The sequence below is a fragment of the Hydrogenophaga sp. UC242_53 genome (genome assembly GCF_042696965.1).
Taxonomy (GTDB): domain Bacteria; phylum Pseudomonadota; class Gammaproteobacteria; order Burkholderiales; family Burkholderiaceae_C; genus Hydrogenophaga.
In genome coordinates, this window is the sequence record NZ_CP170552.1 from 622121 (window position 1) to 645576 (window position 23456).

Genomic DNA, 23456 nt, shown 5'->3' on the forward strand with positions numbered 1-23456 from the left:
CTCGACCGCATGGAGACACCATCATGAACGCTGTTGCCGAAGCCGCTGTCATCAAGCAGCACCTGATCGACCCCGAGATCTGCATCCGCTGCAACACCTGCGAAGCGATCTGCCCGGTGCAGGCGATCACGCACGACAACCTCAACTACGTGGTCGACGCGTCCAAGTGCAACCTGTGCATGGACTGCATCTCGCCGTGCCCCACGGGCTCGATCGACAACTGGCGCATGATGCCGCGCGTGCGGGCCTACACGACCGCCGAGCAGCTCACCTGGGAATCGCTGCCGGCCGAGCTGCCGCCCGAAGAGCTCGAAGGCCTGGCCGATGCCGATGCCGACGTGTCCGTGGCCGCGCCGCCCGCCGCCGCGCCCGCGGTGGCGAAAGACCCCAGCGGTGAGGAGGCCTTCAACTCGTCGGCCTTCGGCGCGACGCTGCCGCCCTGGTCGGCCGCGCACGCCTACAGCAACCTCTACGGTCCCAAGGCCACGCAGAAGACCGTGACCGCCACCGTGGTGGGCAATGTGCGCGTGACCGAAGTCGGCAAGACCGCCGGCAGCGATTACGACACCCACCACATCGTGCTCGATTTCGGCGCCATGCCCTTCCCGGTGCTGGAAGGCCAGAGCATCGGCGTCGTGCCGCCGGGCGTGGACGACATCGGCCGCCGTCACCACGCGCGCCAGTACTCCATCGCCAGCCCGCGCAACGGCGAGCGCCCGGGGTACAACAACCTGTCGCTCACCATCAAGCGCGTGCTCGAAGACCACGACGGCGAACCGGTGCGTGGCGTGGCGAGCAATTACATGTGCGACCTCAAGGTGGGCGACAAGGTGGAGGTGATCGGGCCGTTCGGCACCAGCTTCCTCATGCCCAACCACCCGCGCTCGAACATCGTGATGATCTGCACCGGCACCGGCAGTGCGCCCATGCGCGCCATGACCGAGTGGCGCCGGCGCCTGCGCGCCTCGGGCAAGTTCGAAGGCGGCAAGCTGCTGCTGTTCTTCGGCGCGCGCACGCAGGAAGAGCTGCCGTACTTCGGCCCGCTGCAGAGCCTGCCCAAGGATTTCATCGACACCAACTTCGCGTTCAGCCGCACGCCCGGTCAGCCCAAGCGCTACGTGCAGGACGTGATGCGCGAGCGCGCGGCCGACCTGGCCGTGCTGCTGCAGGACCCGAACACGTATTTCTATGTGTGCGGCCTCAAGAGCATGGAAGAGGGCGTGGTGCTCGCGTTGCGCGATGTGGCGCAGGGCGCTGGCCTGAATTGGGAAACGATCGGCGGCGCGTTGAAGCGCGAAGGACGCCTGCACCTCGAGACGTACTGAGTTGCGTTTCGCGTTGGCGTGGCGGCGGTCGGTGGCGACCGGGTGGCCCGCCTCCGCGAATGTCCTCCGGCGGCTGGTGCCGCCTCCCCCTTGACTTCGCTGCGGCGGGCCACCCGGTCACCACCGACCTTCGGGCTGGCGTTGCACTCAGGGTTTCCCCGCGCATGTCACACCGTGGGGCGGGGAGAAACGCCCGAAGGGGTACTTCTCCCAGGGGTATGGCTTACAGTCGGTCTCCGTATGCAGATCGAACATATGTCGTCCCCCACCCGCAGCCGACCCGCCATCGAGGTCGATGTGGTGATGCGGCGCGAGCCGGTGAGTGGGCCCATGAGCCGCTGGCAGGCCTGGCGCTGGGTGCTGGCCGACGTGATGGTGCGCAGCGATCCCGACGAGACCGGCCCGGCACCCGAGCACGAGAGCCACGAACCGCAGGCGGTCGAGCCCGTGAACACCCAGGGCGTCGACGCGCAGGCCACGCACTGGCTGTTCCCGCGTTTTCGTGTCGAACTGTTCCGCGACGACGCCGAGGGTTACTTCCTCAACCTCAACAGCCCGAACCCCTGCTTCTGGGTGTTCTGGCGCGCTGACGAAGCGCGCCTGCTCGACGGCGAGCCCATGGCGGTGCCGCAGATCGTCACGCTGAGTTACCACGATGCCGGCCGCTGGCTCGACGCGCAGGAGCGCGTGGACCAGGTCGCCGCGCCCGACGAGGTGGTGGGCTGGCTGCGCGCTTTTGTGGACACCACCTACCAGCCCGAACCCAAGCGCCGCAAGCGGCCCGACAGCTTCAAGCCGCTGACCGACCGCTTCGGCCAACCCGTACGCATCAGCACCAGCAAGCTGCGTGGCGGTGGGCCGCCCGGAGAGTGAGCATGGCCGCCGAAGACGACAGCAGCAATTTCTTCTCGCGCTGGTCGCGCCGCAAGGTGCAGGTGCGCAGTGGCGAGCCCCTGCCGCCCGAGCCGCCCGCCCCACCCGTGGCCCCGGTCGCGGCCGCGGCCGCGGTGGTGGCGCCGCCGATGCCTGAGCTGGTGACCGCGCCCGCCGAAACACCTGCCGAGCCGCCACCCGCGCTCACGCTGGACGACGTGGCCCGCCTCACGCCCGAATCGGACTACTCGGCCTTCGTCGCGCGCGACGTGCCTGCCGACGTGCGCAACGCCGCCGTGAAGAAGCTGTTCACCGACCCGCACTACAACGTGATGGACGGGCTGGACATCTACATCGACGACTACTCCCAGCCCAGCCCCATCACGGCCGCCGAGATGGCCAAGATGGTGGGCGCGCAGTTCCTCAAGCTGGTGGACGACCCCAACGAGCCCAAGCCCGCCGCCGCCACCGCCACACCGGCCACCGATACACCACCCGACACAACGGCCGCCGAACAGGCCGAAGCCAACGACGCCGTCGACGACGCCCCTGTCGCCGCCGACCCCCGCGAGCCCACTGCTGCCGCCCACGACGCGGCACCCCACGATGACCACGCTGATCTGCAATTGCAACCAGACGATGTCCCTGAACCCCCAGGTTCTGGGCGACGCGCTGGATGAAGACCTGAGCCTGCACACCACGCTGTGCCGCCGCGACGCGCCCGCTTTCCAGAAGGCCTGCCGCAGCAAGGATGAGCTCGTGGTGGCCTGCACGCAGGAAAGCCGGCTCTTCACCGAACTCTCGGAACAGACCGAGGGCGCGGTGCCGCTGGACGTGCGGCCGATCCATTTCGTGAACATCCGCGAGACCGGCGGCTGGGGCCGCGAAGGCGCGCAGGCCATGCCGAAGATGGCCGCGCTGCTGGCGGCGGCGCGCCTGCCCGATCCCGAGCCGGTGCCCACCGTCACCTACCACAGCGCGGGGCGCCTGCTGATCATCGGCGCGCTGGACGAGAGCGAGCGCATCGCCGGCTTGGTGGGCGACGTGCTCGAGGTCAGCCTCCTGGCCACGGGCGGGCAGGGCATGCAGGCGCGGCGTTACCCCGTGATCGCGGGCGCGCTGGAGCAGGTACAAGGCTGGCTGGGCGCGTTCGACGTGCAATGGCGCAGCGACAACCCGATCGACCTCGACCTCTGCACGCGTTGCAACGCCTGCGTGGCGGCCTGCCCGGAAGGCGCCATCGGCCTGGACTACCAGATCGACCTGGCCAAGTGCCAGGACCACCGCGCCTGCGTGAAGGCCTGCGAGGCCGTGGGTGCGATCAACTTCCAGCGCGAGCCGCAGACCCACAGCGAGCGCTTCGACATCGTGCTCGACCTGCGCGACGCTCCCGCCTTCACCCAGCACGCGCACCCGCAGGGCTACTTCCACCTGCGCGGCGGCCTGCAGGCCGAGGCCGCCATCGCCACCGTCGTGCAACTGCGCGACCTGGTCGGCGAGTTCGAGAAACCCAAGTTCTTCACCTACAAGCAGAAGCTGTGCGCGCACGGCCGCAACGAGACCGTGGGCTGCAACGCCTGCGTGGAGATCTGCTCGGCGCTGGCGATCCGCAGCGAGATCAAGCGCAACCAGATCGTCGTCAACCCCAACCTCTGCGTGGGCTGCGGCGCCTGCACCACGGTGTGCCCCACTGGCGCGCTGTCGTACGCCTACCCGCGAGCGAGCGAGCAGGGCGTGAAGCTGCGCACCCTGCTGGCCACCTACGCCAAGGCCGGCGGCAAAGACGCTGCCGTGCTGCTGCACAGCGAGGAAGCGGGCGGCGCGCTCATCGGTGAACTCGGGCGCGCGGCCTCGCTGGACAAGAAGGCCGTGCGCGGTGTGCCCGCGCGCGGTGTGCCCGCGCGCGTGATCCCGGTGCCGCTGTGGCACACCGCCTCCATCGGGCTGGACGTGTGGCTCTCCGCCTTCGCCTATGGCGCCTCGCAGGTCTGGGTGCTGATGACCGGCGACGAAGCGCCGCAGTACCGCGACGCGGTGCGCGCGCAGATGGACGTGGCGCAGGCCATCGTGAGCGGCCTGGGCTATGGCGGCCGTCATTTCCGCCTGATCGAAGCGAAGGACGTGAAGGCGCTGGACGCCGAGCTCGGCGACGCACCGGCACAGACCGTGAAGCGCCGCGGAACCTTCGCCATCCAGGCCGAAAAGCGCGCGACCGTGGAACTCGCGCTCGACCACCTGATGCAGGACAGCGCGGCCCAGCGCGCGCCGGTGGAAACCATCGTGCTGCCCGGTGCGTCCTTGCTGGGTTCGATCGAGGTCAACAAGGACACCTGCACCCTGTGCCTGAGCTGCGTGAGCGCCTGCCCGTCCAGCGCCTTGCAGGACAACACCGAGCGCCCGCAGCTGCGCTTCATCGAAAAGAACTGCGTGCAGTGCGGCCTGTGCGCCAGCACCTGCCCGGAGGACGCGATCACGCTGCAACCGCGTCTCCTGCTGGGTGAGCAGCGCAAGCAGTTGCGCGTGCTCAACGAGGCTCAGCCGTACCACTGCATCCGCTGTGCCAAGCCTTTTGGCACGCTCAAGGGCATCGAGGTGATGCTGGCCAAGCTCTCGGGCCATGCGATGTTCCAGGGCGAGGCCTTGGAGCGCCTGAAGATGTGCGGCGACTGCCGCGTGGTGGACCTGTATTCCAACCCGGGTGAGACCCGGATTCACGATGTCTGACATGAACAACGCCATTCCCGTCTCGTCGTCTTCCGCGCTGGACGAAGAAACCGCCCGTGCCGAGGTGTACGGCCTGCTGGCGGCGCTGTATTACGCGCCGCCGCCGGCGGAGCTGATGGCGCAGCTGCGCGTGGCGGTGACCGAGGCGCCGGCGGCCGGCGGTTTTCTGGAGGAGCCGTGGCGCGAGGTGGTGGCGGCTGCGCGTGCGCTGAGCGATGAGGCGGTGGCGGCGGAGTACGACGCGCTGTTCGGTGGTGTGGGCAAGCCGGATGTGTTCGTGTTCGGTTCGCACTACCTCAGCGGTTTCCTGAACGAGAAACCGTTGGCGGCCTTGCGCAACGATCTGGCGGCGCTGGGTCTGGCGCGCGACGAGACGATGCCGGAGACGGAGGACCACATCGCTTACCTCTGTGAAGTGATGCGTTATCTGATCGCGGGTGACGAGGTGGAGGTGGCGCAACCTCACGCAACAGCAGAAGTTCTTCACCACGCATCTGCAGCCGTGGGTACTGCAGATGTGCGATGCGATTGCCGGGCATCCCAAGGCCTCGTTCTATGCGGCTCTGGCTGGGTTCACCCGGGCTTTTGTGAATGTCGAGGCGCAGGGCTTCGATATGTTGGCCTGAGTTTCTCCTAGGCGTTTCGCTCTGCCGGGTTGGCAGGGTCGGGTGGTCCGGTCATGCTGGCGCCGGCCGCTCGCGGGCGACTGCCCGGGTCCGCATACACCACTTCGTCAACACCGGGTGGGCGCGCAAGCTTTTGTGGCAACCGCGAATGGGGCCGGAGCATTCGGATCCCGCCACCGGCCTGACGCGAGGTCGACGAGCGAAACCCCAAAAAGAAACTCAAAGCCCCCCAGGCCGACCATCCCGGGTAGGCGCAGCCTCAGGCGCATGAGGCTCCGTCAACAAAGCCACGCAAAAAGAAGCACCGGAACCAGCAGAGAGGTTCTCGGCCGTGATGTGCCCCCCATAGCGCTCCACCAAGCCCTGACTGATCCACAACCCCAGCCCATTCCCATCGTTCTTCGTCGTGAAAAACGGCCGGAACAAACGCTCCAGCACCTCGGCGGAAAGACCCGGGCCACTGTCCTGCACCCACAAGCGCACACCCCCACGCCCCAACTCATCCACCCAATCCCGCGTCACCAACCGCAACACCCCACCCTGCGGCATTGCCTGAATCGCGTTGATCAACAAATTGATCACCACCTGCTGCAACTCCTGCCGATTGCAACCCGCGCGCCGCGACGCCTGCAGATCCCGCTCCACGCGAATGTGCGTCTGCGCCAACAGATGCCCCACCAGCACCAGACAGTCTTCCATCGTCCGGTTGATGTCCAGCGTCTCCACATACCCCGCATACTCCGTCGGCCGCGCGTACTGCAACAACTGCGTCACGATGATGCGCATGCGCTCCACCTGCTCGTCCAGCAACTTCAGCTCCGACACCACCGGCCGGCTTGCCGCCCCCAGCGTCTCGCGCATCAGATCCAGATTGCCCTGCATCACCGCGATCGGGTTGTTGATCTCGTGCGCGATGCTCGCCGTCAGCTGACCGATCGCCGCCAGCTTCTCGCTCTTCACCAACTGCTGCTGCGCCAGTTGCAACGACGCGTTGCTCGCCTCCAGCTCCGCCGTGCGCTCCGCCACCTTGTGGTCCAGCTCCTCGCCCCAGCGCTGCAAGGCCGCCGTCTTGTCGTCGATCACGTCCAGCAACTCGTCCAGATGGCCCGCCAACGCGCCCAGCTCGTCGCGCGCCGAAATCTCGCCCACGCGCGCGCCCGACTGGCCTTCCTCCACCAGCTGCATCGTGCGGTTCATGCGCTGCACCGGCTGGAAAATGCTGCGCGCCCAGCGCAGCGAGAACCAGGCCGAGAGCGCCATCACGCCCAGGAAGATCAGGCCCATCACCCCCAGCATCGCGTAGCGCACCAGCCGGAACGGCGCCTCCAGGTACCCCACGTACAACATGCCGATGCGCTGGTCGTGCGCGTCCAGCAAGGGCTCGTAGGCCGAGACGTACCAGTCGTTCACCACGAAGGCGCGGTCCAGCCAGGTCTGGCCCCGGCCCAGCACCGCGTCGCGCACCGTCTGCGACACGCGTGTGCCGATCGCGCGCTGGTCCTGGAACAGGCGCACGTTGGTGGTGATGCGCACATCGTCCATGAACAGCGTGGCCGTGCCCTGGCTGCCGAACGGCAAGGAGCCTTCGGGGTACACGATGCGGTTGATGTGGTCGATGAAATCCAGGTTCTGGTTCAGCAGCAGGCCGCCCGCGAGCAGCGCGATCGTCTGGCCCGCCGCGTCGCGCACCGGGTGGGTGGCCAGCATCACCATGGCGCGGTGCTCGGCCTCGCGCGTGTCGGGCGCGGCGTTGCGCGCTGCGCACCAGCGAAATGCGCAGGCGCGGCGAGAGGTGCGGCGCCAGGGCCTCCAGTTCTTCCGGCTCCAGCACCAGCAATCGCGCGCGCGCGGCCGAGCGGCCGTTGTCGCTCACCGAACCCCCGAGCGCGGGGGGCATGAGCGGGATCGGCGCGCTCGCATCCGCGTTGCTCAGCCCGGCGGGCACCGCGCGCGCCAGCGGCTGGCCTTGTGGCGTGTAGAGCAGCAGGAAGTCCAGCCCGAGCCGTTCGCGGGCCAACGCCAGTTGCTCGCTCACGTCGCGCCGGTCCGTGGGGTTCGCGGGCCGCAGCGCGGTGTAGAGCGCCTGTGAGCCGGCCACGCCCTGTGTGCCCGAGCCGACCTCGCTGAGCACCTGCTCGAAGTAACCGTGCGCCACCGCCAGGTCGCTGCGCACCTTGGTGATCAGCAGCCGGTCGTAGGCCACGTTGCCCCACAGGGCCAGCGCCAGCACCAGCATCGGGAACGCCAGCAACAGCGGCAGCAGCGCCATCGCCAGCAGCTTGTTGCGGACCGAGCCGGCCAGCCAGCGGGGGGCGCGCCAGAAGCTCATGCGCAGGGTGTCGGTGTCATGTCGCGCCCCATTCGGCCACGCGGCGTTCCAGTGTGCGGCGCGAGACGCCGAGCAATTGCGCCGCGCGCGTCTTGTCGCCCTGCACCGAATCGAGCACCGAGAGAATGTGCATCTTCTCCAGCGTGTGCAGATCGGTGGGCGCGGCGCTGCTGGCCTCGGGGCGGCGGGTCTGGCCCGGGTACAGCGCCGACACGTTGAGGCTGCCCAGGATCAGCGAGCGCTCGATCAGATTGCGCAGCTCGCGCACGTTGCCGGGCCAGTCGTACTGGCGCAGGAAGTCCATCTCGGGTTCGCTGATGACCAGGGGCTCCACGCCGAGCGAGGGCGCGAGCTGGGCGATGAAGTGCGCCACGAGTTCGGCGATGTCGTCCTTGTGCTCGCGCAGCGGCGGCAGCGTGAGGTCCACCACCTGCAGGCGGAAGTAGAGGTCCTTGCGGAAGCGGCCGGCCGCCACCTCCTCGCTGAGCTGGCGGTTGGTGGCGGCGACGATGCGCAGGTTCAGCGGCACCAGCTGTTCGCTGCCCACCGGGCGGATGTTGAGGTCTTCGATCGCGCGCAGCAGCGTGGCCTGGATGGACAGCGGCAGCTCGGCGATCTCGTCGAGGAACAGCGTGCCGCCCTGCGCGTAGTGGAACAGGCCGTCGCGCGCGCGCGTGGCGCCGCTGAACGCGCCCTTGGCGTGGCCGAACAGCTCGCTCTCGATCAGCTCGGGCGAGACCGCCGCGCAGTTGACCGGCACGAAGGGGCCGCCCGCGCGGCTGCTGAGCGCGTGCAGCTCGCGCGCCACCAGCTCCTTGCCGGTGCCCGACTCGCCCTGCAGCAGCACGGTGCTGTTGACCGGGGCCACGCGCGCGATCGACTCGCGCAGATGCTGCATGGCCGGCGAGGCACCGACCAGCGCCGCGCGCCCGGGCGCGCTGGTGACCACCGCGCGGCGCAGCACGAAGTTCTCGCGCCGCAGGCGCGAGCGCTCGTAGCAGTGCTTCACCGCGTTGAGGATCTGCGGCACGCGAAACGGTTTGAGGATGAAGTCCGACGCGCCCGCGCGCAGCGCTTCGATGGCGGTGTCCAGGTCGGCGAAGGCGGTGATCAGGATCACCTCGCCGGTGAAGCCCTGTTCGCGCAACTCCTTGAGCCAGACCACGCCGCTCTTGCCGGGCAGCGAGATGTCGAGGATCACCAGGTCCACGTGGTGGCCGCGCAGCCACTGCGCGCCGTCCTCGGCGCTGGAGGCGCTCATCACGAAGTGGCAGCGCGGTGCCAGCGTCTTGACGAGGAAGTTGAGCATGCCCTGTTCGTCGTCGACGATCAGGATCGACCAGTCGGGCCAACCCTCCAGGGTTCTTTCGGGCGAGGGGGGAAGAAAGGGGGTGTCCACCCCGAAGGATTCTACGGAGTAAGCCTACGAAATCACTGGGGTATTGGCGCATTTCCGACCCCGCGCGCGGGAGGGCGGTCGCGACAATTTGTCGCATCGACGATGGACAGTTTGACGGTCCACGCCAGCGCGTAATGGATTCGTTCCATGGGTTATCCCTAGGCCGTGAAGCGCATCGCCCCGCAACCCCCCGGGGTCCGTGCGAGGGGTGGTCCACGCCGGCACCATGGCACGGTTCTGGCTATGAATTCGGAAGCGCGGCAGCATGCTGCGCTGCGACATGCGGCGATGAGAACCGATCGCATTTCACGCGGAGGGCGCCCTTATGGATGGCTTGCATAGGGGGTGGGGGCCGGTTAGATTCGACGTATGCAAAAGGCCCGCATGTTGTGATGCGGGACCGAACCCCACAGGAGACATGCATGAACAAGTCCCCACGATCCACGCCCGAAGAAGGCCGTCCGAACCTCAAGCGCCGCACTCTGTTTGCGGGCGCGTCCACCGTGGGCGCGCTGGCCGCCGCGGCCACCCTGTTGCCCCGCGTCGCGCCTGAAGACGCGGCCGCCGTGGCCGAGCCCAAGCCGGCGCCCACCAAGGGCGGTGGTTACTCGCTGAGCGATCACGTCAAGCAGTACTACCAGACCACCCGCATCTGAGCGAACAGGAGCGCCTCCCATGTTGCTGACCAAAAAATCCCCGTCGGGTGCGCACGCTTCGCGCGCATCCTCTTCCACGTCCTCCGGCTTCGTGCACCGCCTGCAGCGTGGCCTGTCGACGGCCCTGCCCACCATGGACCGCCGCGCCTTCCTGCGCCGCTCGGGCCTGGGTGTGGGCGTCGGCCTGGCCGCGAGCCAGCTCACGCTGGTGAAGAAGGCCGAGGCCGCGTCGGGCGGCAAGTCCATCGACGGCACCGGCAAGATCGAGGTCAAGCGCACCGTCTGCACGCACTGCTCGGTGGGCTGCGCGGCCGATGCCATCGTGGAGAACGGCGTCTGGGTGCGCCAGGAACCGGTGTTCGACTCCCCCATCAACCTCGGTGCGCACTGCGCCAAGGGCGCATCGCTGCGCGAGCACGGCCACGGCGAGTACCGCCTGCGTTACCCGATGAAGCTGGTGAACGGCAAGTACCAGCGCATCAGCTGGGACACCGCGCTCAACGAGATCACCGCGAAGATGAAGGAACTGCGCGAGGCCAGCGGCCCCGACTCGGTGTACTTCATCGGCTCCTCCAAGCACAGCAACGAACAGGCGTACCTCATGCGCAAGTTTGTGAGCTTCTGGGGCACCAACAACTGCGACCACCAGGCGCGCATCTGCCACTCCACCACGGTGGCCGGCGTGGCGAACACCTGGGGTTATGGCGCCATGACCAACTCGTACAACGACATGCAGAACAGCAAGTGCGCGTTGTACATCGGCTCCAACGCCGCCGAGGCGCACCCGGTCTCCATGCTGCACATGCTGCACGCCAAGGAAACCGGCTGCAAGATGATCGTGGTGGATCCGCGCTTCACCCGCACCGCGGCCAAGGCCGACGAGTACGTGCGCATCCGCTCCGGCACCGACATCCCCTTCCTCTTCGGCGTGCTGTACCACGTCTTCAAGAACGGCTGGGAAGACAAGCAGTACATCAACGACCGCGTCTACGGCATGGAAGCCGTCAAGGCCGACGTGATGGCGAAGTGGACGCCGGCGGCCGTGGAAGAGGCCTGCGGCGTCAAGGAAGAGCAGATGTTCAAGGGGCGCAAGATGCTGGCCGAAGCCAAGCCGGCCACCATCGTCTGGTGCATGGGCCAGACGCAGCACACCATCGGCAACGCCATGGTGCGCGCCTCGTGCATCCTGCAGCTGGCGCTGGGCAACGTGGGCAAGAGCGGTGGCGGCACCAACATCTTCCGCGGCCACGACAACGTGCAGGGCGCGACCGACGTCGGCCCCAACCCCGACTCGCTGCCCGGCTACTACGGCCTGGCCGCCGGCTCGTGGCGCCACTTCGCCAACGCCTGGGGCGTGGACTACGAGTGGATCAAGAAACAGTACGCCGACGGCACGATGGAGAAGCCCGGCATCACGGTCTCGCGCTGGATCGACGGCGTGCTCGAGAACAACGAGCTGATCGACCAGGGCCCGAACCTGCGCGGCGTGTTCTATTGGGGCCATGCGCCCAACTCGCAGACCCGCGGTCTGGAGATGAAGCGCGCGATGGACAAGCTGGACCTGCTGGTGGTGGTGGACCCGTACCCCTCGGCCACCGCCTCGATGGCTGCCATGCCCGGCAAGCCCGAGGACCTCAACCCCAACCGCGCGGTGTACCTGCTGCCGGCGGCCACGCAGTTCGAGACCAGCGGTTCCTGCACCGCGTCCAACCGCTCGCTGCAGTGGCGCGAGAAGGTCATCGACCCGCTGTGGGAGAGCCGCAGCGACCACATGATCATGCACCAGTTCGCTGAAAAACTCGGCTTCGCCACCGAGCTCAGCAAGAACTACAAGATGCAGAAGATCAAAGGCCTGGACGAGCCCATGCCCGAAGACATCCTGCGCGAGATCAACAAGTCGGTCTGGACCATCGGCTACACCGGCCAGAGCCCGGAGCGCCTCAAGGCCCACATGCGCAACATGAACGCCTTTGACGTGAAGACGCTCAAAGCCAAGGGCAAGGTGGTGGACAAGGAAACCGGCTACGACATGACCGGCGACTACTTCGGCCTGCCCTGGCCCTGCTACGGCACGCCGCAGATCAAGCACCCCGGCTCACCCAACCTGTACGACACCTCCAAGCACGTGATGGAAGGCGGCGGCAACTTCCGCGCCAACTTCGGCGTGGAGCGCGAGGGCAAGTCCCTGCTGGCCGAAGACGGTTCCTACTCGGTCGGTTCGGAGATCACCACCGGCTATCCCGAGTTCGACCACGTGCTGCTCAAGAAGCTGGGCTGGTGGGCCGACCTCAGCGAAGCCGAGCAGAAGGCCGCCGAAGGCAAGAACTGGAAGACCGACCCGACCGGCGCCATCATCCGCGTCGGCGATGGCCCACGGCTGCCACCCGTTCGGCAACGCCAAGGCGCGCGCCGTGGTGTGGAACTTCCCCGACGCCGTGCCGCAGCACCGCGAGCCGATCTACGGCACGCGCCCGGACCTGATCGCCAAGTACCCGACCCACGACGACCGCAAGACCGTCTGGCGCCTGCCCATCCTCTACAAGTCGCTCCAGCAGAAAAACGTGGACGACAAGATGCACGAGAAATTCCCGCTCATCATGACCTCGGGCCGCCTGGTCGAGTACGAGGGCGGTGGCGAGGAAACGCGGTCCAACCCCTGGCTGGCCGAACTGCAGCAGGAGATGTTCGTCGAGATCAACCCGAAGGCGGCGGCCGAGCGTGGTGTGCGCAACGGCGAGCGCGTGTGGGTCAACACCCCGACCGGCGCGCGCCTGAACGTGCAGGCGCTGGTGACCGAGCGCGTGGGACCCGACACGGTGTGGCTGCCGTTCCACTTCTCGGGCCGCTGGCAGGGCGTGGACATGAAGCCCTACTACCCCGACGGCGCCTTCCCCGTGGTGCGCGGCGAGGCCGTCAACACCGGCACGACCTACGGTTACGACATCGTCACGATGATGCAGGAAACCAAGACCACGATCTGCAACGTCGAAAAAGCATAAGACCAGGAGCACCACATGGCACGAATGAAATTCATCTGTGACGCCGAACGCTGCATCGAATGCAACGGCTGCGTCACCGCCTGCAAGAACGAGCACGAGGTGCCCTGGGGCGTGAACCGCCGCCGCGTGGTCACGCTCAACGACGGCATTCCGGGCGAGAAGTCGATCTCGGTGGCCTGCATGCACTGCAGCGACGCGCCCTGCATGGCGGTCTGCCCGGTCAACTGCTTCTACCGCACCGACGAGGGCGTGGTGCTGCACGACAAGGACGTCTGCATCGGCTGCGGCTACTGCTCCTACGCCTGCCCGTTCGGCGCGCCGCAGTTCCCTTCGCAGGGCACCTTCGGCGTGCGCGGCAAGATGGACAAGTGCACCTTCTGCGCCGGCGGCCCCGAGGCCCACGGCAGCCAGAGCGAGTTCGAGAAGTACGGCCGCAACCGCCTGGCCGAAGGCAAGCTGCCGGCCTGCGCCGAGATGTGCTCGACCAAGGCCCTGCTCGCCGGTGACGGCGACGTGGTGGCCGACATCTTCCGCAACCGCGTGCTGCAACGCGGCAAGGGCGCCGAAGTCTGGGGCTGGGGCACCGCCTACGGCACCGCACAAGGGACCAAGTCATGATGCGCCGCTTCGCACTCACCACCACCGTGGCCGCCGCCTTGCTCGCGCTCACCGCCTGCGGCGAGAAACCGCAGGAAATGAACGCGGCCGGCGTCAAGCAGGACAGCGCGCCGTACCAGGGCGTGGGCAGCAGCCAGTACGCCAACACCAACTGGAAGGCGGGCGACAAGACCAGCTGGGAACAGCAGCTCAAGACGCGCGCGCAGTACGGCCAGAACGACTACACCCGCATGGGCGGCAACAAACCCTGAGGCCCCCACCATGTACAGCCTCCTGACTCAAGGCCTGCGCCACCTGGCGTCGCCCAAGGTGTGGTGCATGGCGCTGCTGACGCTGAGCGCGGCCTGGGCCAATGCCCAGACGCTCAAGGTGGAGCCACCGCAGGAAGACCCGGCGCCCGCCGGCGCGGCCGCACCGGCCAGTGCGCCAGATGGGTGGCATCAAGGGCGCCAACATCTTCGAGATCGCACCCGACGCGAACAAGGACCCGAAGTACCCGGAGCAGACCAACGCCGAACGCGGCAAGGTGCAGCCCGGCAACAACGCGCCGATGTGGCGCGACGTGGGCAAGGGCGTGACCGGCTATTCCAGCCTGCCGTATCCCGAGGCCGGCAACCTGATCCAGCCGTTCGTGAACTACCCCGGCGCGCGCCTGACCAACGCGGGCGAAGCCTGGCGGCAGGTGCGCAACCAGTGGATCATTCCCTACGGCGGCTCGGTGCTGCTCATCGTCGCGGTCGCCATCGCGCTGTTCTATTTCGCCAAGGGCGCGATCCCCGTGCACGGTCAGCCCACCGGCCGCGTGATCGAGCGCTTCACCTACTTCGAGCGCGCCGCGCACTGGGTCAACGCCATCGCCTTCGTGGCGCTGGCGGTCTCCGGCATCATCATGGCCTTCGGCAAGTTCTTCCTGCTGCCCATCATCGGCAGCACGCTGTTCGGCTGGCTGACCTACGCGCTGAAGAACCTGCACAACTTCGCCGGGCCGCTGTTCGCGGTGTCGCTGGTGGTTGTGATCCTCACCTTCATCAAGGACAACCTGCCGGCCAAGGAAGACATCACCTGGCTGCTCAAGGGCGGTGGCCTGTTCAGCGGCCAGGAAGTGCCTTCGCACCGCTTCAACGCGGGCGAGAAGGTGGTGTTCTGGGCCGGCGTGTTCTTCTTCGGCCTGATCGTGGTGGGCTCGGGCCTGTTCCTGGACAAATTGCTGCCCTCGGTGGACTACACGCGCGGCAACATGCAGATCGCGCACATGATCCACGCCAGTGCCGCGGTGCTGATGATGGCGCTGTTCATGGGCCACATCTACCTGGGCACGATCGGCATGAAGGGCGCCTACAAGGCCATGAAGACCGGCTACGTGGACGAGACCTGGGCCAAAGAACACCACGAACTCTGGTACGACGACATCAAGGCCGGCAAGATCCCCGCGCAACGCACGGCGGGCCCGGTGGACGCGGCCAGCGCGGCCGAGGCCTCGCGCGCCGTCAAGGCTTGAACACAACGAGACAACGAGGACCACCCATGAAACGCAGCCTCCTGTGCCTGACCCTGCTGCTGGCCGCCACGGCCCACGCCAAGCTGCCCGCGCCCCCGCCACCGACGGAAGAAGCCAAGGCCAAGGCCGCCGAAGCGGCGGCCAAGACGGCCTGGGCCGCCAAGGTCGATGGCTACAAGCTGTGTGCCTACATGGACAAGGCCGCCGCCAACTACTTCAAGACCGCCGCGGCCACCGGCAAGAGCGTGCCCCCGGCGACGGCCAATGCCCCGGCCTGCACCGACCCGGGTCCCTTCGCCTACACCGCCCCGAAACCGATCGAGGCCGCGGGTGCCCACTCACCGGCGGAAACCGCCAAGGGCCCACCGAGCACGAACACCCCCGCCGCGGTGACCACGCCGGCCAAGAAATAAACCGCTTTCCCTGTCTTGCCATGGGCCGCACCCTCGGGTGGCGGCCCTTTTCATGCGGTAGTCTTCGCCCATGCCCCTGTTGCCCCAACTGACCCAGGCGCGCGCGCCGCTGACCCGTGAAGTCGAGGTCATGAACGAGCACGGCGCGCGCGAGACCATCTCCATCCCCGCCGAGCGCGACCTCACGGTCTACGTGGACAAGCGCGAGCTGGTCACGCTCATGACGCTGGGCGCGCAGCCCGAGTGGCTGGTGCTGGGCTACCTGCTCAACCAGCGGCTCATCGCTTCGGTGGAGGAGGTCGAATCCATCACCGTGGACTGGGACGTGAACGCCGCGTCGGTCAAGACCCGGCACGGCATCGACCGCATCGAGGAGCGCACCTCCAAGCGCGTGGTCACCACCGGCTGCGGCCAGGGCAGCGTGTTCGGCAACCTCATGGACGAGATCGACAGCATCCGGCTGCCCGACGAGGCCGGGCTGACGCAGTCGCAGCTCTACGCCATCGTCAACGCGATCCGGCTCAAGGAGAGCACCTACAAGTCGGCCGGCTCGGTGCACGCCTGCGCGCTGTTTCACGGGCAGGAGCTGCAGCTGTTCGTGGAAGACGTGGGCCGCCACAACGCGGTGGACACGATCGCGGGCTGGATGGCGCTGCAATCGGACGCGCCCACGGGCGAGAAGATCTTCTATACCACTGGCCGCCTCACCAGCGAGATGGTGATCAAGTCGGCCCAGATGGGCGTGGCGGTGGTGGTCTCGCGCAGCGGCATCACGCAGATGGGGCTGGACGTGGCCTTGCGCGTGGGCCTGTGCGCCATCGGCCGCGCCACCAACCAGCGCTTCCTGTGTTACGCCAACCCCCAGCGCCTGGTGCTGGACGCGGTGCCGCCGGCCGCGCCCGTGGCCCGTGAGCGCGCCGCCCCCGCGTCCTGAAGCGGCGGCGCCCGCGCGTTCGGGCATAAACTCGGATCACCCCCCTCCGAGAGACCCCTCCCATGAGCCGAGACGTCCACGTCATTGACCACCCCCTGGTGCAGCACAAGCTCACCCTCATGCGCCGCAAGGACACCAGCACCAAGAGCTTCCGCGAACTCGTGCACGAGCTCAGCGCCCTGCTGGCCTACGAGATCACGCGCGACATGCCGATGCAGGAGATCGAGATCGAGACCCCGCTGGAGAAGATGACCTCGCGCGTCATCGACGGCAAGAAGGTGGTTCTGGCCTCCATCCTGCGCGCGGGCAACGGTTTCCTGGACGGCATGCTGCAGGTGATCCCGGGCGCGCGCGTCGGCCACATCGGCCTGTACCGCGACCCCGCCACCCTCAAGGCGGTGGAGTACTACTTCAAGATGCCGCACGACATGCACGAACGCGACGTGATCGTGCTCGACCCCATGCTCGCCACCGGCAACTCCGCCGTGAGCGCGGTGGACCGGCTCAAGAAGACGAACCCGCGCTCGATCCGCTTCGTCTGTCTGGTGACCTGCCCCGAAGGCCTCAAGACCTTCCACGACGCCCACCCCGACGTGCCGGTCTACACCCCCGCCGTGGACCGCGGGCTGAACGAACACGGTTACATCGTCCCGGGTCTGGGCGACGCGGGCGACCGAATCTTTGGGACGAAGTGAACCAGTCGGGCCGCGCGCGCTCGAACCCCGCACCATGACACCGCCCACCCCCTCCTTGCCCATCCGCTTCTGGACCCTGGGCTGGTCCTCCCTGGTCCGCGACTGGCGCGCCGGCGAACTGCGCCTGCTGATGCTCGCCGTCACCCTCGCGGTGGCCGCGCTCACGGCGGTGGGTTTCTTCGCCGACCGCTTGCAGGGCGGCCTCACGCGTGACGCCAGCGCGCTGCTCGGCGGCGACGCGGTGATCAGCAGCGACCACGTGCCGCCGCCCTCGTTCGAGGCCCGGGCGCGCGAACTGGGCCTGAGCACCACGCAGACGCTGGGCTTTCCCACCATGGGCCGCGCGCGCGAAGAAGAAGGCGGTGCCGCGCGCCTGGTGGCGCTCAAGGCCGTGGGTGAGGGCTACCCGCTGCGCGGCAGCCTGCGCGTGGCCGAGGCCCAGGGCGGGCCCGACAGCGCCACCCGCGAGATTCCCGCCCCCGGCACCGTGTGGGTGGACGAAGCCCTGCTGGTCGCGCTCGACCTGAAGATGGGCCACACGCTGCTGCTGGGCGACTCGGCGCTCACCATCGCGCGCCTCATCACGGTCGAACCCGATCGGGGCGCCGGCTTCATGAGCTTCGCGCCGCGCGTCATGCTCAACGCGGCCGACCTGCCCGCCACCGGCCTGGTGCAGCCCGCCAGCCGCCTGACCTACCGCCTGGCCGTGATCGGCAACGAGGCTCGCGTGGCCGATTTCAGCCACTGGGCCACGAAGGCCATGGAGCAGCCCGACGTGCGCGGCATGCGGCTGGAGTCGCTCGAAGGCGGCCGGCCCGAGATGCAGCAGACGCTGGGGCGCGCCGAAAAATTCCTCAACCTCGTGGCCCTGCTGGCCGCGCTGCTGTGCGCCGTGGCCGTGGCGATCGCCGCGCGCGGCTTCGCCCAGCGCCACCTGGACGACTGCGCCATGCTGCGCGTGCTCGGCCTGTCGCAGGGCACCATGGCGCGCGCCTACACGCTCGAATTCGCGCTCATCGGCCTGTTCGCCAGCGCCCTGGGCGTGGCGATCGGCTACGCGGTGCACCACGCCTTCGTGCTGCTGCTGGCCGGGCTGGTCGAAGCCAGCCTGCCCGCGCCCAGCATCGCGCCGGTGCTGCTCGGCCTGGGCATGGGCCTCACGCTCATGATGGCCTTTGGCCTGCCGCCAGTGCTGCAGCTGGCCCAGGTGCCGCCGCTGCGCGTGATCCGCCGCGACGTGGGCCAGCTCAAGCCCGCCACCCTGGCCGTGCTGGGCCTGGGCGTGGCCGGTTTTGCCGCGCTGCTGCTCGCGGCCAGCCGCGACCTGCTGCTCGGCGCCATCGCCGTGGGCGGCTTCGCGGGCGCGGTGCTGCTGTTCGCCGCCGCCAGCTACGCGGCGGTGCGCGTGCTGCGCGCCAGCGTGAACGAAGCCACCGCGCCGCGCGCGCTCGTCATGCGCAGCGCGCCAGCTCTCGGCGCGCCCGGCCTATGCCGTGGTGCAGATCAGCGCGCTCGCCGTCGGCCTGCTGGCCCTGGTGCTGCTGGTGCTGCTGCGCACCGACCTCATCTCCAGCTGGCGCAACGCCACGCCGCCCGACGCGCCCAACCGCTTCGTCATCAACGTGCAGCCCGACCAGGGCGAGGCGTTCCAGCAGGCGCTGCGGCAGGCCGGGGTGCAGCGCTACGACTGGTACCCCATGATCCGGGGCCGGCTGGTCACCATCAACGGCAAGGCCGTGGTGCCCGAAGACTTCACCGAAGACCGCGCGCAGCGCCTGGTGGACCGCGAGTTCAACCTCTCCAACTCCGCCACCGTGCCTGAGCACAACCCCGTGATCGCCGGCCGCTGGACCGACAACGAGCCCGATGCGCTGAGCGTGGAAGAAGGCCTGGCCGAAGAACTCGGCCTCAAGCTCGGCGACCGCCTGGGCTTCGACATCGCGGGTCAGGTGACCGAAGGCCGCATCACCAGCCTGCGCAAGGTGGACTGGGGCTCGATGCGGGTGAACTTCTTCGTGGTGTTCCCGGTGGCCCAGGTGCCCGACGTGCCGCTGAGCTACATCAGCGCGTTCCGCGCGCCCGAGCCCACGAACGGTTTCGACAACGGGCTGGTGCGCCAGTTTCCCAACATCACCAACGTCGACATGAGCCAGACCATCGCCCAGGTGCAGCGCGTGCTGGGCCAGGTCATCAGCGCGGTGGAATTCCTGTTCGCCTTCACGCTCGCGGCCGGTCTGGTGGTGCTGCTCTCGGCCGTCACGGCCACACGCGGCGAGCGCGAGCGCGAGTTCGCCATCCTGCGCGCCGTGGGCGCGGGCTCGAAGCTGCTGCGCCAGGTGCAGCGCATCGAGCTGCTCGGCGTGGGCCTGCTGGCGGGCTTCCTGGCCTCGGCCGTGGCGGTCGCGGTGGGCTGGGCGCTGGCGCGCTTCGTGTTCCAGTTCTCGTGGACGGCTTCGCCCTGGGTGCCGCTGGGCGGCGCCGTCGCGGGCGCCTTGCTGGCGCTGCTGGCGGGCTGGTGGGGGCTGCGCAGCGTGCTGCGCACGCCGGTGGTGGAAACCTTGCGCAAGGCAGCAGTCTGAACAACGGCATGAGCGATCTGATTCAACCCCAGGAACCCACGCAGCACGCCACGCCCTTCGACTGGATCGGCGGCGAGGGCCAGGTGCGCGCACTCGTCGACCGCTTCTACGACCTCATGGACATCGAGCCGCGCTACCGCGAACTGCGCGCCGCGCACGGCAACTCGCTGGACAGCGCGCGCCAGAAACTGTTCTGGTTCCTCTGCGGCTGGCTCGGCGGCCCGCAGCACTACACCGAGCAGTTCGGCCACCCGCGGCTGCGCATGCGGCACATGCCGTTCGCCATCGGCATCATCGAGCGCGACCAGTGGCTGGCCTGCATGGACCAGGCCATGGGCGAGACCGGCGTGGACGCGCCGCTGCGCGAGCGGCTCAAGACCAGCTTCTTCCAGACCGCGGACTGGATGCGCAACTCGCCGGGCTAGCGTCTCAACCCGCGGCGGCCAGCTGCGGGATGTCCTCGTGCAGGCACAGGTAGTTGCCTTCGGTGTCCTTGAACCACGCGGCCTTCTCGGCGCCGAGCACGCACACGTGGTCCACGGTCTTGAAGTCCGGGAAGTCGTAGTCCTCGAACACCACGCCGGCCTGCTTCAGCTTCGCGATGGTGGCCGCGATGTCCGCCACCTGGAAGCTGATCGCCGTGTGCTCGGCCTTGGTGCCTTCGGGCTTGGGGAACAGCGCCAGGGTGCTGCCGCCCACCCGGTACACGAATTTGCCATCCGGTCGGGAGCCGCCGGGCACCAGCCCGAGCCCTCCTTCGTAGAACTTGCGGGCCCGCGCCATGTCGACGACGGGGAGCATGGTGGTCACTGCAGCGTTGGCCAGCATATGCGGTCCTTTCCAACAGCGGGCATGCAGTATGGACCTGCGTCAGCCCGAGCGCAACAGCACCACCAGCGCGCCGGCGCCGCCCTCGGCCGGGCGCGCCTGCACGAAGGCGATCACCTCCTTCTTCTGCACCAGCCAGCGCAGCACGCGGTTCTTCAGCACCGGGGTGCGCCCGGGCGAGCCCAGGCCCTTGCCGTGCACCACGCGCACGCAGCGCAGGCCGGCCAGGTGGGCCTCGCGGATGAAGCGGCCCAGGGCCTCGCGGGCTTCGTCGGTGCGCAGGCCATGCAGGTCGATCTGGCGCTGGATGCTCCAGCGGCCCTCGCGCAGCTTGCGCACGATCTCCGGCCCCAGGCCCGGGCGGCGGTAGCTCAGCAGCTCGTCGGTGTGCAGCAGGGTCTCGACGTCGAACTCGTCCGACAGCGCCTCGCGCATCACCGAGGCTTCGTCGCGCTGGCGCTGCAGGGGCACCGGGTCCACCGGCACCGGGCGCGGCTCGATGCAGCCCCGATGGGGCATGCGTTGCACCGGGCCCACCGCGAGCTCGAACAGCCGGTGTTCGCGCTCGCGGCGCAGCGCGGCCAGCCGCTCGGCCTCGCGCCGCTGGGCCTCGGCCGCCGCGCGTTCGGCCATGGCCCGCTTGAACGCCTTCAACTCGGCCAGCGTGTGGACTTTCATGGCCGGAATTGTCGCCCGGCCAGACCGCCGCTGCCCGGCGCGGGGTTTACATCAGGCCCTCCTGGGCCATGGAAACGGCGTGCTCCCGCGTGACCACGAAATGGTCCAGCACGCGCACATCCACCAGGGCCAGGGCGGTGAGCACGGTGCGGGTCAGTTCGATGTCGGCCAGCGAGGGCTCGGCGTTGCCGCTGGGGTGGTTGTGCGCCAGCACCACGGCCGAGGCGTGGTGGTGCAGGGCGCGCACCACGATCTCGCGCGGGTACACGGTCGCCTGGGAGAGCGTGCCCCGGAACATGTCTTCCATCGCGATCAGGCGGTTCTGACTGTCCAGGAACATCACGGCGAACACTTCATGGGGCCGTGCGCCCAGCTGCAGCTGAAGGTATTCCCGCGCGGCCTTGGGGCTCTCGAAGACGGGTCGTTTCTCCAGCTTCTCGGTCAGCGCGCGGCGCGCAATCTCCAGCACCGCGACCACTTCCGCGCGTTTGGCGGGTCCCAGCCCCTTGATCTGCTTGAGGGAGTCGGCCCCGGCGTCCAGCAGACCTCTGATGCCGCCAAAACGGCTCAGCAGTTCATGGGCCAGCTGCAGCACGTCCTTGCCGGTGATGCCGGTGCGCAGCAGCAGGGCGAGCAACTCGACATCGCTCAGCGCGGTGGGGCCTCGGGCGAGCAGTTTTTCGCGGGGGCGTGATTCCCGCGGCCAGTGCTTGACGCCATTGATTGACAGGCCATTCATGGGCGGTCCTTCCTGATTGGGTGGGGTTTTTACAATAGGGGCTGTGTCGGCCCCCAGCCGCCTTTTTCGCATACTTTTTACTGACATACTCCCCCACCTATGCCCCAAGTCCAAGAAGGCTCCTTCCTGACCCTGCACTACCGCATGTCCGGGCCGCAGGGACAGGTGATCATTGACACCTTCGAAGGCAAGCCCGCCACGCTCAGCCTGGGCGCGGGCGAACTCTCGCCCGCGATCGAGCAGCGCCTGATCGGGCTGGAGGAGGGCACGCGCACGGTGATCGAACTGGCCGAGGGCGAGGCCTTCGGCGAGCGCCAGCCGGACATGGTGCAGTGGGTGGCGCGCAAGCTGCTCAACGAGCTGGGCGATCCGCACGAGCAGTACGCCGCGGGCGACGTGGTGCAGTTCCCCACGCCCGACGGCCTGGGCAGCTACGCCGGCGCGGCCGTCCAGGTGCGCGAGGACGGCGCGGTGCTGTTCGATTTCAACCACCCGCTGGCGGGCCAGCCGGTGCGCTTCGAAGTGCAACTGATCGGGGTGCTGTGATGGGCGATTCACCCGAAATCATCATGGCCGAGCCGCGCGGCTTCTGCGCCGGGGTGGACCGCGCGATCGAGATCGTCGAGCGCGCGCTGGTCAAGTTCGGCCGGCCGATCTACGTGCGCCACGAGATCGTGCACAACACCTACGTGGTCAACGACCTCAAGTCCAAGGGCGCGATCTTCATCGAGGAACTCTCCGATGTGCCGCCCGGTGCCACGCTGGTGTTCTCGGCGCACGGCGTGAGCAAGGCGATCCAGGAGGAAGCCCGGCAGCGCGGCTTCCAGATCTTCGACGCCACCTGCCCCCTGGTGACCAAGGTGCACGTGGAGGTGGCGAGCTGCACCGCGAGGGCTACGAGTTCATCATGATCGGCCACAAGGGCCACCCCGAGGTGGAAGGCACCATGGGCCAGCTCGACAGCGGCATCCACCTGGTGGAAGACGTGGCCGACGTGGCCCGCGCCGCACCCGCGCAGACCGAGAAGCTCGCCGTGGTCACGCAGACCACGCTGTCGGTGGACGACGCGGCGGAGATCCTCGACGCCGTGAAGGCGCGCTTTCCCAGCGTGCGCGAACCCAAGCAGCAGGACATCTGCTACGCCACGCAGAACCGGCAGGACGCGGTCAAGCTGCTGAGCCCGCAGGTGGACATCGTGATCGTGGTGGGCAGCCCCACCAGCTCCAACAGCAACCGCCTGCGCGAGCTGGCGGTGAAGCTGGGCACGCCCAGCCACATGGTGGACAGCGCCGACGAGATCCAGGCCGAGTGGTTCGAAGGCAAAAGCCGCGTGGGCCTGACGGCGGGGGCCTCGGCGCCCGAGATCCTGGTGCGCCAGGTGATCGAGCGCATCAAGGCGCTGGGCGCGATCTCGGTGCGCACGATGGACGGCCTGACCGAGACCATCAAGTTCCCGCTGCCCAAGGGCCTGAAGATCGACGGCGAAGACACCAAGCCGCTGGAACACCTGCGCTGAGGCGCGCCCGCCGCGCCCGGCCGCGGC

18 protein-coding genes and 5 pseudogenes are annotated in these 23456 nt (G+C 68.3%); 18 read left to right on the forward strand and 5 right to left on the reverse strand.

Going from position 1 to position 23456, the window contains the following annotated elements; translation table 11 throughout:
- Window positions 1–23: 23 nt before the first annotated feature.
- From boxA to ACFJI0_RS03310, 5 genes and pseudogenes are all read left to right on the forward strand, one after another.
- A complete protein-coding gene (gene boxA / locus ACFJI0_RS03290) occupies window positions 24–1325 on the forward strand; it encodes a benzoyl-CoA 2,3-epoxidase subunit BoxA (RefSeq protein WP_382323419.1) in 1302 nt (433 codons plus the stop codon).
- A 255-nt stretch (window positions 1326–1580) separates the two neighbouring features.
- Window positions 1581–2198, forward strand: a complete 618-nt coding sequence (locus ACFJI0_RS03295; RefSeq protein ID WP_382323420.1) for a DUF3305 domain-containing protein — start codon at window positions 1581–1583, stop codon at window positions 2196–2198.
- 2 nt (window positions 2199–2200) lie between these two features.
- Window positions 2201–2878, forward strand: a complete 678-nt coding sequence (locus ACFJI0_RS03300) for a DUF3306 domain-containing protein (protein WP_382323421.1) — start codon at window positions 2201–2203, stop codon at window positions 2876–2878.
- Entirely contained in the window at window positions 2805–4922 is a 2118-nt protein-coding gene (locus tag ACFJI0_RS03305) for a 4Fe-4S binding protein (protein WP_382323422.1), read from the forward strand. Before ACFJI0_RS03300 ends, ACFJI0_RS03305 begins: the two co-directional genes overlap by 74 nt.
- Before the next feature lies 1 nt (window position 4923).
- A pseudogene (locus ACFJI0_RS03310) lies at window positions 4924–5548 on the forward strand (molecular chaperone).
- A 219-nt stretch (window positions 5549–5767) separates the two neighbouring features.
- On the opposite strand, the gene ACFJI0_RS03315 reads toward ACFJI0_RS03310, so the two are convergent.
- Entirely contained in the window at window positions 5768–7261 is a 1494-nt protein-coding gene (locus ACFJI0_RS03315) for a cache domain-containing protein (protein WP_382323423.1), read from the reverse strand.
- Between ACFJI0_RS03315 and ACFJI0_RS03320 the strand changes: the two genes are divergently transcribed.
- Window positions 7245–7637 carry a hypothetical protein gene (locus tag ACFJI0_RS03320; protein ID WP_382323424.1) on the forward strand — a complete coding sequence of 131 codons (393 nt, stop codon included), beginning with the start codon at window positions 7245–7247 and terminating at the stop codon, window positions 7635–7637. The two genes, ACFJI0_RS03315 and ACFJI0_RS03320, sit on opposite strands and share 17 nt — an antisense overlap.
- 256 nt (window positions 7638–7893) lie before the next feature.
- On the opposite strand, the gene ACFJI0_RS03325 is transcribed toward ACFJI0_RS03320, so the two are convergent.
- Complete coding sequence (locus ACFJI0_RS03325; RefSeq protein WP_382323425.1) at window positions 7894–9276, reverse strand: sigma-54-dependent transcriptional regulator; 1383 nt, start codon at window positions 9274–9276, stop codon at window positions 7894–7896.
- A gap of 422 nt (window positions 9277–9698) precedes the next feature.
- On the opposite strand from ACFJI0_RS03325, the gene ACFJI0_RS03330 reads away from it, so the two are divergent.
- The 10 genes and pseudogenes from ACFJI0_RS03330 (at window position 9699) to ACFJI0_RS03375 (ending at window position 20093) form a co-directional block, all read left to right on the forward strand.
- The gene (locus ACFJI0_RS03330; protein WP_382323426.1) at window positions 9699–9932 is read left to right on the forward strand and encodes a formate dehydrogenase; all 234 of its coding nucleotides are present in this window, start codon (window positions 9699–9701) and stop codon (window positions 9930–9932) included.
- Between the two features lie 19 nt (window positions 9933–9951).
- Window positions 9952–12931 (forward strand): annotated as a pseudogene (locus tag ACFJI0_RS03335) (formate dehydrogenase subunit alpha).
- A gap of 15 nt (window positions 12932–12946) precedes the next feature.
- Complete coding sequence (gene fdh3B, locus ACFJI0_RS03340) at window positions 12947–13549, forward strand: formate dehydrogenase FDH3 subunit beta (RefSeq protein WP_291115509.1); 603 nt, start codon at window positions 12947–12949, stop codon at window positions 13547–13549.
- Window positions 13546–13800, forward strand: coding sequence for a hypothetical protein (locus ACFJI0_RS03345; RefSeq protein ID WP_291115507.1), 255 nt, complete (start codon window positions 13546–13548; stop codon window positions 13798–13800). Before fdh3B ends, ACFJI0_RS03345 begins: the two co-directional genes overlap by 4 nt.
- Before the next feature lie 67 nt (window positions 13801–13867).
- A pseudogene (locus tag ACFJI0_RS03350) lies at window positions 13868–15047 on the forward strand (formate dehydrogenase subunit gamma).
- A 26-nt stretch (window positions 15048–15073) separates the two neighbouring features.
- Window positions 15074–15460, forward strand: coding sequence for a hypothetical protein (locus ACFJI0_RS03355; RefSeq protein ID WP_382323427.1), 387 nt, complete (start codon window positions 15074–15076; stop codon window positions 15458–15460).
- 70 nt (window positions 15461–15530) lie between these two features.
- A complete protein-coding gene (locus ACFJI0_RS03360; RefSeq protein ID WP_382323428.1) occupies window positions 15531–16394 on the forward strand; it encodes a formate dehydrogenase accessory sulfurtransferase FdhD in 864 nt (287 codons plus the stop codon).
- Window positions 16395–16456: 62 nt separating this feature from the next.
- Complete coding sequence (upp, locus tag ACFJI0_RS03365; protein WP_382323429.1) at window positions 16457–17089, forward strand: uracil phosphoribosyltransferase; 633 nt, start codon at window positions 16457–16459, stop codon at window positions 17087–17089.
- Between the two features lie 34 nt (window positions 17090–17123).
- Window positions 17124–19668 (forward strand): annotated as a pseudogene (locus ACFJI0_RS03370) (ABC transporter permease).
- Window positions 19669–19676: 8 nt separating this feature from the next.
- The gene (locus ACFJI0_RS03375) at window positions 19677–20093 is read left to right on the forward strand and encodes a group II truncated hemoglobin (RefSeq protein ID WP_382323430.1); all 417 of its coding nucleotides are present in this window, start codon (window positions 19677–19679) and stop codon (window positions 20091–20093) included.
- A 4-nt stretch (window positions 20094–20097) separates the two neighbouring features.
- Here the strand turns inward: ACFJI0_RS03375 and ACFJI0_RS03380 are convergent, their stop codons facing one another.
- From ACFJI0_RS03380 to radC, 3 genes are read right to left on the reverse strand one after another with little or no spacing between them, the layout of a single operon-like run.
- Window positions 20098–20496, reverse strand: coding sequence for a VOC family protein (locus ACFJI0_RS03380; RefSeq protein WP_382323431.1), 399 nt, complete (start codon window positions 20494–20496; stop codon window positions 20098–20100).
- Window positions 20497–20538: 42 nt separating this feature from the next.
- Window positions 20539–21174 (reverse strand): Smr/MutS family protein, encoded by a 636-nt coding sequence (locus ACFJI0_RS03385; RefSeq protein ID WP_382323432.1) that lies wholly within the window; start codon window positions 21172–21174, stop codon window positions 20539–20541.
- 46 nt (window positions 21175–21220) lie between these two features.
- Window positions 21221–21913, reverse strand: a complete 693-nt coding sequence (radC, locus tag ACFJI0_RS03390) for a DNA repair protein RadC (protein ID WP_382161092.1) — start codon at window positions 21911–21913, stop codon at window positions 21221–21223.
- 99 nt (window positions 21914–22012) lie between these two features.
- Here radC and ACFJI0_RS03395 point away from each other — a divergent pair, with 99 nt between their 5' ends.
- Window positions 22013–22459: a peptidylprolyl isomerase gene (locus ACFJI0_RS03395; RefSeq protein ID WP_382323433.1), complete on the forward strand. Its 447-nt coding sequence runs from the start codon at window positions 22013–22015 to the stop codon at window positions 22457–22459.
- Window positions 22459–23429, forward strand: a pseudogene (ispH, locus tag ACFJI0_RS03400) (4-hydroxy-3-methylbut-2-enyl diphosphate reductase). The gene ACFJI0_RS03395 and the pseudogene ispH overlap by 1 nt, the downstream one beginning before the upstream one ends.
- Window positions 23430–23456 lie beyond the last annotated feature (27 nt).